Origin of the sequence: Paractinoplanes atraurantiacus, assembly GCF_900215205.1 — a bacterium.
In the GTDB taxonomy this organism is placed as follows: domain Bacteria; phylum Actinomycetota; class Actinomycetes; order Mycobacteriales; family Micromonosporaceae; genus Actinoplanes; species Actinoplanes atraurantiacus.
The window spans coordinates 17,850-30,091 of sequence record NZ_OBDY01000027.1 but is presented as its reverse complement, the minus strand read 5'-3'; the positions used below and the strand labels follow the sequence as shown (position 1 = coordinate 30,091).

Sequence of the window (12,242 nt, the reverse complement as noted above, 5' to 3'; positions counted from 1 at the left end):
GGCCGGAGAAGGGCGGATGTTTCTACGGTGAGGCGGTCAGTGAAACCCCTTGTCGGAGGAGCGCGAATGCTCAGGAAAGTTGGCGTGGCCGCGGTGGCCGCCGTGGTGATGGTGCTGGCCCTGGCGGTGCCGGCTCAGGCCGGTACGGCCCGGTACTACAGCGGGAGTGATGTCGATCAGATCGTGGAGAACTTCGCCAACGCTTCGGCGGCGGCGAAGATGCACTGCCTCGTGTCGGATGCCGTCAAGAAGGTGAAGAAGGCCAAGAAGGCGGGTGGCCTGGCCGGTGTGGCCGCCCTGTCGGGGGAGATCAGCGCGAAGATCGCCGACACCAAGGGTGCCTGCAAGGGGGTCTGGCAGTTCCTCGGTGCGGCCGTCTACACCGCCTACCTCGGGCAGAACGGCCAGTCGGTGTGGATCGAGGACGCCTCGTACGCCGACGACTGCGGGATCATCAGCAAGAAGCTCAACTTCATCTACCGGATCGGCCCGGCGCCGGATCGGACGACCGAGTTCACCGGTGGGGTCAAGGTGATGTGCACCTTCTCGTTCTAGGTAACTTGGCCGCATGGTGGACGTGCGGCTGGAGCCGATGACCGAGGACGAGTACAAGCCGTGGCGGGCCGAGGCTGAGGCGCATTACGCGCGCAGTTCGGAAGCGTCGGGGCAGTCGGCGGCGGGCGCGAGACGGGCCGCCGCCGACACCTATGCGCGGCTGCTGCCCGATGAGTACGCCACCGCCGGCAACCATTTCTGGTACGCCTATGACGGTGACCGGCGGGTCGGCTTCCTCTGGATCAAGGTGGAGCGGGACGCCGCGATGGTCCACAACGTGGCGGTCGAGGCCGAGGTGCGGCGGCGCGGGTACGGGCGCGCGATCATGCTGGCCGCCGAGCGCTGGTGCCGTGACAGCGGGCTGAGCAGGATCGGCCTGCACGTCTTCGCCCACAACACCGGGGCCCGGGCGCTCTACGAGCAGCTGGGCTTCGCCGAGACCGGCCGCACCATGGCCAAGGTCCTGTCGGCTGGGTGACGGCGCCGGGCGGGCTCCGGCCGCAGACTGGCGGGATGCCGAAGCTCGGCGATGTGGTCGAGGACGTGCGGTGGCGGAGCTTCGCCGGGCGGGCCGCGGAGGTGGCCTCGTTCGACGAGGCGCTGGCCGGCCGGACGCCCCGGCGGGTGCTGTTCGTGCACGGGCCCGGCGGCATCGGCAAGACCACGCTGCTGCTGCATCTGCGGGAGCGGGGCCGCCGGGCCGGGCGCCGGGTGGTGCTGGTCGACGGGCAGGATCTGCGGCCCACCGCCGAGGACTTCGTGGGTGCCGTCGGCGGGGCCGAGCCGCAGGTCCTGCTCGTCGACGGCTACGAGCATCTCGGCGTGCTCGACGGCTGGCTGCGGCGCGACCTGATGCCGGCCCTGCCCGAGGAAGCGGTCGTGGTGCTGGCCGGGCGCGACCCGCCGGTGGCGGCGTGGCGGTGTGATCCGGGCTGGCGCGGCGTCGTCGCCGTACATCAATTGCCGGCTCTTGATCTCCAAGCCAGTGACGCTCTGCTCGAGCGGGCCGGTGTCGCCGCCGGGGACCGCGAGGCGATCATGCGGCTGGGGCGGGGGCATCCGCTGGCGCTGGCGCTGCTGGCCGATGTGGTGTCGTCCGGCGGCGAGGTGCCGGGGAGCCTGGCCGAGGCGCCCGATCTGATCTCGGCGCTGACCGCCTCGGTGATGCGTGACGCCCCGTCCGACGCGCATCTGCTCGGTCTCGCCACCTGCGCCAAGGCCCAGGTGACGACCGAGGATCTGTTGCGCCGCACGGTCGGTGACGCCGACGCGCCCGCGGTGTGGCAGTGGCTGGGCGACCGGCCGTTCGTCGCCGCCCGGCCGCAGGGGCTCTTCCCGCACGACCTGACCCGCGAGGTGCTCGACGCCGAGTTCGAGCGCCGCTCCCCCGACCGCTACCGCGAGCTGCACCGGATCATCCACGACTATGTGGTGGCCGGGCTGCGGTCGGCGACCGGCATGCACCGGCAACTGCTGGCCCAGCAGCTGGGCTATCTGCATCGGCGCGGGCCTTTCAGTGCGGAGTTCCGGGCCGTACGGGCGCACGGCTCCATCGCGGTGGTGCCGTCGCGGCCCGAGGAGCTGGCGGCGGTGGCCGCGCAGATCGGGCGGCAGCTCGGCCCGCGCTCGGAGGCGCTGGCCCGCCAATGGTTCGCGGCCCGCCCGGAGGGGGCGAGCACGGTGACGGGTGGGTCCGGCTTCGCGTACCACGCGCTCTGCCCGGCGGGTCTGGCTCTGGAGCGGGAGGATCCGGTCGTACGGGCGATCCTCGATCACGTCGGCCGCACCGCTCCGCTGCGGCCGGGCGAGCAGGTCGACATCGCGCGGTTCCTGCTCGGCGAGGACGGCTCGCAGAGCGACCGCAACGCGGTCTTCGCCGGCTCGGTGTCGTCGATCGTCGAATGGTGCGGGCGGCCCCTGGCGTGGGCGTTCGTGGCCACCACCGATCACGTGTTCTGGGGGCCGTTCTTCGACTACCTGGGCTTCCGCGAGCTGCTGTCGGTGGATTGCGACGGGCGGCGGCACGTGGTCTACGGCAACGACTGGCGGCGTTTCCCGGTCGAGGCGTGGCTCGAGATGATGAACGAGCGCGAGCAGACCGGGGGCAGTGGCCCGCCGCCGCACGAGCTGACCCGTCCGGCGCCGATGGGCAAGGACCAATTCGCTTCGGCCGTACGGGCGGTGCTGCACCGCCCGGACAGCGGCGCAGCCCTGGCCGGCACGTCGCTGGGCGGTGACCCGGCCGCGGTCCGGGCCGCCGTGGCGCGGGCGGTGGACGCGCTGGGCGAGGAGCCGCGGGGCGAGCGCCTGCGGGCGGTGCTCTACCGGACGTACCTCAAACCGGCGGCCTCGCAGGAAGCCGCCGCCGAGGCGCTGGGGTTGCCGTTCAGCACCTATCGCCGTCACCTGGCCAAGGCGGTCGAGGCGCTGACCGAGCGGCTGTGGCGGGCCGAGACCGGGCAGCGATTGGGCAGCGAACGACCTGGAGAGTGAACAGTCCGGCGGCGCACGCTGCGGGCATGGCGAACATGACGATCCTGGGTGCCGGCCTGGCCGGCCTGAGCACCGCGATGATGCTGCGCAACGACGGCCACGACGTGACCGTCCTCGAACGAGACCCCGCGCCGCCCGGCGCCGAGCCGTGGGAGACCTGGCAGCGGCCGGGGGTCAACCAGTTCCGGCTGCCGCATTTCATGCTGCCCCGGTGGTGGCAGGTGCTGTCGACGGAGCTGCCCACCGCCGCGTCCGAGGTGCTGGCGGCCGGTGGGAGCCGGTTCAGCTTGGTGCCGCCGCCGCACCGGGAGGGCGACGCGCTCTTCGACACGGTCACCGCCCGGCGGCCGGTCATCGAGGCGGCCCTGGCCCGGGCCGCGGAGGCGAGCGGGGTCGTGCTGCGCCGCGGGGTGCGGCTCACCGGCGTACACCTGGAAAGCGGCCGGGTGACCGGAGTGACCACCGCCGAAGGCCCGGTGCGGGCCGACCTGGTGATCGACTGCCTGGGGCGCCGCTCGGCGATGCCGGACTGGCTGGCGGCGGCCGGAGCCCCGCGGCCGGCCGAGGAGAAGGACGACGCCGGCTTCGTGTACTACTCCCGGCACTTCCGCGGTGACCGGCCCGACCTGCAAGTGATGGTGCAGCAGCAGTACGCGTCGGTGTCGGTGCTGACCCTGCCCGGCGACGACGGCACGTGGAGCGTCGTGGTGGTGGCCAGCACCCGCGACCACGCCTTGCGCGTCCTGCGCGACCCATCAGTGTGGACGGACGTGCTTCGCCGGTATCCGCTCGTGGCGCCGTGGATCGACGCCACCCCGATCACCGGCGTGGACGCGCTGGCCGGCATCGAGGACCGGCTGCGGCACTACGCCCCCGACGGCACCCCGTTGGTCACCGGCATGGTCCCGGTCGGCGACGCGTGGGCCTGCACCAATCCGTCACTGGGCCGCGGCGCCGCCTTCACCCTGATCCACGCCCGGCTGCTGCGCGACACCCTGCGCGACACCGACCCGGCCGATCACGAGAAGGTGGCCCGCCGCTTCCACGAGGCCACGGCCCGCACGGTGCTGCCCCTGTACCGGGCCACGAACGGCTTCGACAAACACCGCCTGGCCGAGATCGACAGCGACGTGACCGCCGTTCCTTACCGGACCGACGACCTGCGCTGGATCGGCGCCAAGGCCTTGTACGCGGCGGCCCTGCGCGACCCGGACATGCTGCGCGCCTACCTGACGGTGGCGGGTTTCCTGGAGACCCCGGACGAGGTCTTCGCCAAGCCCGGCGTGCGCGACCGTGTGCTGGCCTTGGGGGTGTCGGCCCCGCAGTACCCGCTGCCCGGCCCCGGCCGCGCCGAACTCCTGCGCCTCTGCTCGTGATTGGTGTTCGAAGTTAGGTATTTCTAACGCCGATGGTGTTCAATAGCGGTCGTGACGATCAGCGAACGCCATCGGCGCATCCTCGACGCCGTGCAGCACGCCGGTCAGGCCGGCGTCGCCGAGCTGGCCGCGCTGACCGGCACATCCGAGATGACCGTGCGCCGCGACCTGGAGCAACTGGCCGAGCAGGGCATGCTGGAGCGCTACCGCGGCGGCGCCCGCAGCCTCGTCCTGCGCGGTGAGGAACCGCCCTTCGCCCTGCGCACCCAGGACGACCTCGGCGCCAAGCGCCGCATCGCCGCCGCGGTCGCCGATCTGATCGCCGACGGCGAGGCCGTCGTCGTCGACAGCGGCACCACCTGCCTCGAGGTCGCCCGAGCGCTCACCGGCCGCCGGCTCACGGTCATGCCGCTGTCGATGCACGCTGCCAACGCCATGGCCGGCGCGCCCCAGCTGCGACTGCTGCTGCCCGGCGGCGAGCTGCGGGCCAACGAGCTGGCGCTCACCGGGCCGCTGGCCGAGGCCTCCCTGGCCGCGTTGCGCTTCGACACCGCGGTCCTCGGCTGCTGCGGGCTCACCGCCGACGGCCTGACCGCGTACGACCTGGCCGACGCCGCCGTCAAGCGCGCGATCATCGCCTCGGCCCACCGCGTCGTCGCCGTCGCCGACCCGGCCAAGTTCACCCGCACCGCGCTCGCGTTCGTCGCGCCCGTCTCCGCCCTCGACATGATCGTGACCACCGGCGACGCCGGCCCCGAACACCTCGGCGCCCTGACCGCCGCCGGCACCATCGTGCGGACGGTGTGAACGCCATGCCCGAGGTCGTGCTGTTCGACCTGTTCGGCGTCATCGCCCGCAACCAGGCCCCCGAGGCCGTGCACGCCCTCACCGAGATCGCCGGGGCCGCCGCGCCCGCCTTCCTGGACGCCTACTGGCGCCACCGGCCCCCGTACGACCGCGGGCAGTGCACGGCCACCGCATACTGGCAGCGGGTCGCGCTCGATCTCGGCACGACCTTCGACACAAGCCGGATCGCCAACCTGATCGCCGCCGACACCGACAGCTGGGGCGCCGTCGACGACGACATGGTCACGCTGATCGAGCGGGCCGCGGCCTCCGGCGTACGGCTGGCCCTGCTCTCCAACATCCCCGAAGAGCTCGCCGCCCATTACGAGCAGCACCACCGCCGATGGATGCGGCACTTCGAGCTCGTCGCCTTCTCCTGCCGCATCGGCCGGGCCAAGCCCGACCCCGAGGCCTTCCGGTGGTGCGCGCGCGAGCTCGGCGCCGACCCCGGCCACATCCTGTTCATCGACGACCGCGCCGAGAACATCGCCGTCGCCGGACGGCTCGGCATGCGCACCCATCTGTTCACCGGCCCGGCTCGACTCAAGGGAGTCACGACATGACGCACGTCGGAGTGATGCTGCCGCGGGACCTTCCCGCGAACCAGGTCCTCGCCTACGCCCGCCGGGCCGAGCAGCTCGGCTTCGACGAACTGTGGGTGGTCGAGGACCTCGGATTCCGCGGCGGCGTGGCCCAGGCCGGTGCCGTCCTCGCCGCCACCGACCACATCATGGTCGGCATCGGCATCCTGCCCGCCGGAGCCCGCAACGCGGCCTTCACGGCGATGGAGCTCGCCACCCTCGCCCAGCTGTTCCCCGGCCGCCTGATCGCCGGCATCGGACACGGCATGCCCGACTGGATGCGCTCGGTCGGCGCCTGGCCCGCCAGCCCGCTCACCCTGCTCCGCGAATACACGACGGCGGTGCGCACATTGCTCCGCGGGGAGCCCGGCCCGGCCGCCGGACGCTACGTCGACGTCGAAGGCGTCGTCATCGGCGAGACACCGCAGACGGTGCCACCGGTCGTGCTCGGCGTCCGCGGCCCCAAGTCGATAGCGGTCGCCGGCCAGGTCGCCGACGGCCTGCTGCTGGCCGAGCCGGCCGCCCCGCCCTACATCGCCGAGGCGGCCGCCCGCCTGGAGTCATCATCCCCGCTGGTCATCACCTACGACGCCGCGGCCGTCCACGACGACGGCGACAAGGCCCGCGACCTGGTCCGCCCCGGCCTGGCCGGGATCGGCGAACCCGACTGGGCGCCACACCTGGCCCCGCTGCCGTTCGCCGCCGACCTGGCCGCCCACCGCCGGGCCGCGGCCGGCCCGGCGGAGTTCGCAGCCACGATGCCGGACGCCTGGGTGCGAGAGCTGTCCCTGGCCGGAACCCCCGCCGAGGTGCGAGCCCAGATCGCCGCCCGCCACGCCGCGGGCGCCGGAAGCGTCATCATGATCCCCGCCGAGCCCGACCCTCTCCAGGCCCTGACCGGCCTGGCCCAGGCGTTGCCCCGACCAGAGCGACCCTGACGACCGGGAAAGCGCCGGCTTGCCGCAAAGCCGGCGTTCAGCTACGGCAGCGCGCCGGCGACGACCGATGGCACGCGGGCGCCATCAAGTTCCCTGCCCGGTCCCACCCCGACGGCGCCGGTGCCGTCCGAGGGGTCTTCGCCTCGTCGCCGCTCACTCCAGGCCTGGTGCGGCGCCTGGACACCGGTCCACATCGGCTACCCCGCACAGCTGGCGTGGTGCCGGGTCAGCCGCCGTGCGGGCGGCTGCCCGGTGTGCGGGAGGGGTCGTGGCCCAGGCCGTAGGCGGCGTGGATCTCCAGGGCGGTCACGCCCAGGGCGTCGAGGCCCCGGTTGAGGGCGCGGTTGGCCTTGAAGTCGGCCGTCACGTACTGCTCGCCCTCGACCGCGGTGGCGGGCGACCAGCCGCTGCGGCCGAGCGCTGTCATGGCGGTGTGCACCGCGACCCAGGGGCGGTGTCCGGTAACGCCGACCAGCGCGTACACCCGGGTGAACGACATCGGGGCGCTGACCTCGACCGGGCCGGGGGCGTCGCAGGCCCGGCGGCCGACCCGCTGGGCGAGCTTGGTGGCCACCTCGACCGCGCGGTCCGTGTCGCTGGTGGGCAGGTCGACGACGAGGGAGACCCGCGCCGTCTGCTGTTCCCGGATCTCAGCCAGCAGCTCTTCGGGAAGCTCGTCCTCGTCGGGTTCCGGGGTCTCGTCGCGCCAAACTCCGGTGTCGCGGAAGCGGGCGGCGGCCTCGCTCCAGGCCCGACAGGCCGGGTCGGTGCCGTCGGCGGAGTCCGGTGGGGCCGGCTCGCTGCCGGAGAGGAAGCCGCGGATGAAATACCGGGTCTGCTCGGAGCATGCGCCGATCTCCGCCTTCGACACCCGGGTGCGGATGCCGTGTTCGGGACAGTAGGCGTCCATCCGGCCGGGATGCGTGTGCGGGTTGCCGTCGAGCAGGTAGTGCCGCCCGCATTCGATGTCGAACCACAGATCGGGATCGACGTCGGGCGGCAGCGGCGGGCGAGCGGCGGAAGTCACCGGACGACCGTAACGGTGCCGAGATCATCGCAGGGGAATGAGGCCCGCCTGGGTGGGGCGGAAGCCGCAGCGGTCGAGGTAGAAGTGGGCCAGGTGGGGCTCGAAGTCGACGTGGAGCCACTCGCACCCGGCGGCGCGGGACTCCGCGGTGGCCGCTTCGACCAGGGCGACCCCGATCCCCCGGTGCTGGTGGGCGGAGTCGACGGCGGTGTCCAGCAGGAACGCGTGGCGGCCGCCGTCCCAGCCGACCTGCACGAAACCGATCAGGGCGCCCGCGTCGAAGGCGCCGATCCAGGTGAGGGCGTGCCGTTCCAGGCGCTGGGCCCACGGCTGCACGAGGTCAGGGCCGCCGAACGCGCGCGCGTGCAAGGCGCTGAGCTCGTGGTCGTCAACGGGGAACCGGTGAATCAGCTCGATCGTCACCCGCACGAGGGTAGGGCCGCGGCCGGCGCTCGGGGGCTTGGCGCCGGCCGCGGGGCTTTCAGGAGTTGTACGCCTCGGCCGTGACTTTCAGGCCGTGCGGGCGGCCCAGCCGGGACGGCCACGTGATGCCGACCTTGCGGGTTTCGCCGGGGAGCAGCCAGAAGTAGTTGTCGGTGTACTCGGCCGGCAGCACCCGTTCCCCCTCGCCGTCGCGCAGCGCGACCCGGACCAGCGCCGCCACCGTCCGGCCGCGGTTGCTGATCGTCGCCGTGACGCCCGGCCCGGCCGGTGTGGTGCGGACGTCGAGCGACGTGCGGGCCATCGTCGACAGGGCCCGCATGTCGGACGGCTTGTCGTATCTCCAATACGTGTTCTCCGCCAGCAGCTCACCCTTGGAGGTGCGCATCTCCAGGCGTACGAGATGAAGCGGTTGACCGGAAACGGCCGCCACCGTGAAGGCCGGCGTCGTCGCCGACGGCGCCACCGACAGTGTCTGCTTCTGTTCCGCTCCCAGCGGCTTGCCGGCCAGGTCGTAGGCACGCGCCGTGACCACGACACCGGTCAATGCCGACGGCGTGTGGTTGACCGCCCGGACACGCCACGTGCCCGGGTCGGCCTGGACGTGACGCGGCGCGCAGCTCTTGCGGGCGCCGTAGTACGCGCCGTTGACGTCCAGGTCGTAGTCGTAGGTCTGCCAGACCGTGCTGTACCAGGCCGGATGCGACATCCACAGCAGCAGGCCGGACGCGTTGTCGAACAGCCGCGAGTTCCACGCCTCGAACATCGCGCGGTGGCTCTCGTAGTTGACGAACTGGGCGCGGGCGGTGAACTCCTCCAGCGTCGACGCCACCCCGAGGCGGTCCTCGATGGCCTGCTGGTAGCCGTCGACGTGCTGGTTCCCGCTGGTCGCCCAGTCGTGATAGCCCCACACCTCGCCGATCGGCCAGGCCGGCTCGCCGCCGGCCAGGTTGCGCATCGTCTCGGCGTGCGGGATGACCGGCATGCCGATCTCGGTGTGGAAGCCCAGCGCGCCGGCCACGTAGATGTCCGGGTCGGCGTACGTCGCCGGATCGATCCAGTGCCACGGCCCGTTGCCGCTGACGATGCCGGCGTTCGACGACGGCACGTAGGCGATCTCCGGGTCGAGCTCGGCCACGGCTTTGCGCAGGCCGGCGTCGATCGCGGGCGGCGGGAACTGCTCGTTCGCCCCGCACCACACGGCGATGCTGGGGTGGTGCCGGTAGCGCCGGATGGTGTCGGCCACGATCGCGTCGTACGTCTCGGACGCGTCGATGAACGGGCCGGCCTCCCAGAAGTCGTTCCACACCAGGATGCCGTACTCGTCGCAGGCCGCGTAGAGCTCCTCGCGGGTGCTGCTGCCGATCCAGTTGCGGATCATCGTGAAGTTCATGTCGCGGTGCATCGCCACCGCCTCGCGCAGCAGGTGCGGCTGGGTGCGCCGCAGCAGCTCGTCCCAGCCCCAGTTGCCGCCGCGGCAGAACACCGGCACGCCGTTCACGCTGATCTTCAGCTCGACCACGGTGTTGTCCACGGCCTTGACGTCGGTCCAGCTTTCGCCGTCGGCGGACGCTTGGATCACAAAGTCTTTGGCGTACGCGGTCTCCCACGCGACCTTCACCTGGTCAAAGGTGACGGCCGTGCCGAGGTCGACCTGGATCCACTGGCCGTCGGCGTACTCCGAGGAGGCCCAGCGGGTACGCGGGTTGCCGTCGGTGACGTTGGCCGGCGGGTTTGACGACTCGCTCGACGAGGCGGTCGCCGGCTTGTTCAGGGCGAGATCGGTGCCGCCGCCGAGGACCGAAAGCGTCCAGAGGGACACGCCCCAGCTCGTGGCCCGGCGGCCGGTCTGGAGGCGCACGTAGCGGGCGGTGGTCGACGGCACGTCGACGGTCTGCGGGCCGTAGTTGCCCAGCGGCGTCTCGTTGTTCACGGCCTTGACGTCGTCCCAGGCGTCGCCGTCGCCGGACACCTGCACCCGGTAGTCGAGCGCGAACGCCTGCTCCCACTGCACGGTCACCCGATCGAAATCGGCCGCCGCGCCGAGGTCGACCTGGATCCACTCGTTGTCGCGGTAGTCCGAGCTCCACCGGGTGCCGGCGTCGCCGTCGGTCACCTCGCCCGGATCGGTCCCGTCGGCGGCCGACGACGCGGTGGCCGTCTGGTGCAGGGCGAGGTCGGCACCGTCGCCGTCAGAGACCGAAAGGGACCACAGCGACACGCCCCAGCCCGTGGCCCGGGCGCCCATCTGCAGGCGTACGAACCGCTTGTGCTGCCGGTCGAAGGTGACGGTCTGGGTCGCCTTGCCGTTCTGGAACTCCAGCGGCGGCTTGGCCGGCGGGCTGATCACGACCGGCTGGAACGTGTCGTACGAGAACTCACGCAGGCCGTGGCGGACCTTGCGGGAGTCACTGACCGTACGGCCGACGGTCGCCGTCACGATGAGGTCGTGCAGATGCGGCTCGCCGTACCCGTTGGGCCACCAGAGCTTGGGGTTACGCACCTTGACGGTGTCGAACACGACGTCGGTGGTCGCGCCGGCGGCCACGGTGACCGTTTTCGATCCGCCCAGCGACGACTTGAGGGTCACGGTGGTCGCGGTGGCGGCGGCGTTGCGGACCGGGACGGTCACAGTGACTTCGGCCGTACGGAGGTCGGGCACCTTGGTCGCGATGTGCGGGTCGCCGATGACGATGTCGCCGGTGCCGCGCAGCCGGACGTGGTTCCAGATGCCGGAGACGCGGTCGCGCACGGCCGGCATCCAATCCCAGCCGGAGACCGCCAGGTAGGTCGGCGAGTCCTTGTACATCGAGCCGCCGTGCAGGAACGTCCAGCTGGTCAGCGACTTGTCGCCGGGCGTGCCCGGATGCGGCATCGGCGTGATCTTCACCGAGACGGTGTGCCGGGAGTGGGCCTTCAGCGCCTCGGTGATGTCGTACGCGGCCCGCGCGAACGGGTGGGTCAGCGTGCCCACCTCGGCGCCGTTGACCCAGGTGGTGGCGGCGTGGTTGACGCCGTCGAACTCGAGCCAGACCCGGCGTGAGGTGTCGAAGCCGCGCGGCAGCGTGAACTCGCGGCGGTACCACCACGCGTGCCGCGACAGCGCCTCGGGGATGCGCAGGTTCTCGAAGCCGCCGACCGGGTCGGGCAGGTGGCCCTGCTCGACCAGGCTGGCCAGGACCGTGCCGGGGACGGTGGCCGGCACCCAGTCGCGAAGGGCCGAGTCGGCGAAGTCGTCCATGGTCAGCGCCCACCCGGACTCCAGCGGCACCGTGCCGTCCGGGGCCACGCCGAGCGCGGGCGCCGGCTTGGTGTTCCCGCCGGCCCAGTCGGTCCACCCTCGCGCCTCGGGCCGGGGGCCGAGGGTCCGCCCGTACACCTGAAAGCCGTTGAGTCCCGCCGGGTTGGTGTTGTGCCGCTCGAGCACGGTGAGCCGGACGTGCCGCGCCCGCACCGGCTTGGCCAGGGCGATCTGCTGGACGCCGCCGGCGCCCTCGGCCGTCGCATGAGCCAGGGTCCAGGTCGTGCCGTCCGAGCTGACTTCGATTTTGTACGCGGTGGCGGCGCTCGACCGGATCTCGTCACCGTCGGTCGCGTTGTACTTGCCGTCGAACGGCTTGTCGTCGAGCGTCGCCTCGAAGGTCAGCGTGATCCGCTCGATCTCGCAGGGACCCTGGAGATCCACGGCGATCCACTGCGGGTCGCCCGCCGCGGCCCGCCAGCCGGACCCTTTGACGCCGGTCTGCGCCAGCCGGTCGACGGCGAACGAGGGCTGGGCCGGCCCGTACGCGGTGGACGACGCGGTGACCGGCCGGTGCAGGGCGAGCTCGCCCTTGCCGCCGGGTGCCTTCTCGCTGGTGATGGCGAGGGTCCTTTCGCTGGAAGCGGCGCCGGCGGCGCCCGGGGGCAGTGCGACCGAGGCGAGCAGCCCACTGCTCGCGCCGAGGAACGCCCGGCGGGACACGGACGGTGAATCGACCATGAT

Annotated in this window: 10 protein-coding genes; 7 read left to right on the top strand and 3 right to left on the bottom strand. The window is 72.3% G+C overall.

Annotation, left to right across the window (positions count from 1 at the left end; genetic code table 11):
* Nucleotides 1–66 precede the first annotated feature (66 nt).
* The 7 genes from CRP55_RS39760 to CRP55_RS39730 are packed head-to-tail and all read left to right on the top strand — an operon-like array spanning nt 67 to nt 6,789.
* Complete coding sequence (locus CRP55_RS39760) at nt 67–555, top strand: hypothetical protein (RefSeq protein ID WP_143235253.1); 489 nt, start codon at nt 67–69, stop codon at nt 553–555.
* Between the two features lie 13 nt (nt 556–568).
* A complete protein-coding gene (locus tag CRP55_RS39755; RefSeq protein WP_097327164.1) occupies nt 569–1,033 on the top strand; it encodes a GNAT family N-acetyltransferase in 465 nt (154 codons plus the stop codon).
* A 35-nt stretch (nt 1,034–1,068) separates the two neighbouring features.
* Entirely contained in the window at nt 1,069–3,048 is a 1,980-nt protein-coding gene (locus CRP55_RS39750; protein ID WP_097327265.1) for an ATP-binding protein, read from the top strand.
* A 26-nt stretch (nt 3,049–3,074) separates the two neighbouring features.
* Complete coding sequence (locus CRP55_RS39745) at nt 3,075–4,424, top strand: NAD(P)/FAD-dependent oxidoreductase (protein WP_097327163.1); 1,350 nt, start codon at nt 3,075–3,077, stop codon at nt 4,422–4,424.
* Between the two features lie 51 nt (nt 4,425–4,475).
* Nucleotides 4,476–5,231 carry a DeoR/GlpR family DNA-binding transcription regulator gene (locus CRP55_RS39740; protein WP_097327162.1) on the top strand — a complete coding sequence of 252 codons (756 nt, stop codon included), beginning with the start codon at nt 4,476–4,478 and terminating at the stop codon, nt 5,229–5,231.
* A gap of 5 nt (nt 5,232–5,236) precedes the next feature.
* Entirely contained in the window at nt 5,237–5,833 is a 597-nt protein-coding gene (locus CRP55_RS39735; RefSeq protein WP_097327264.1) for an HAD family hydrolase, read from the top strand.
* Nucleotides 5,830–6,789 (top strand): LLM class flavin-dependent oxidoreductase, encoded by a 960-nt coding sequence (locus CRP55_RS39730; protein ID WP_097327161.1) that lies wholly within the window; start codon nt 5,830–5,832, stop codon nt 6,787–6,789. Before CRP55_RS39735 ends, CRP55_RS39730 begins: the two co-directional genes overlap by 4 nt.
* Before the next feature lie 226 nt (nt 6,790–7,015).
* Here the strand turns inward: CRP55_RS39730 and CRP55_RS39725 are convergent, their stop codons facing one another.
* Genes CRP55_RS39725 through CRP55_RS39715 form a run of 3 tightly spaced genes read right to left on the bottom strand, consistent with a single transcriptional unit; the run spans nt 7,016 to nt 12,239 of the window.
* Nucleotides 7,016–7,816: a hypothetical protein gene (locus CRP55_RS39725; RefSeq protein ID WP_097327160.1), complete on the bottom strand. Its 801-nt coding sequence runs from the start codon at nt 7,814–7,816 to the stop codon at nt 7,016–7,018.
* A 24-nt stretch (nt 7,817–7,840) separates the two neighbouring features.
* Nucleotides 7,841–8,239: a GNAT family N-acetyltransferase gene (locus CRP55_RS39720; protein WP_097327263.1), complete on the bottom strand. Its 399-nt coding sequence runs from the start codon at nt 8,237–8,239 to the stop codon at nt 7,841–7,843.
* Nucleotides 8,240–8,297: 58 nt separating this feature from the next.
* Entirely contained in the window at nt 8,298–12,239 is a 3,942-nt protein-coding gene (locus CRP55_RS39715; protein ID WP_097327159.1) for a discoidin domain-containing protein, read from the bottom strand.
* Nucleotides 12,240–12,242 lie beyond the last annotated feature (3 nt).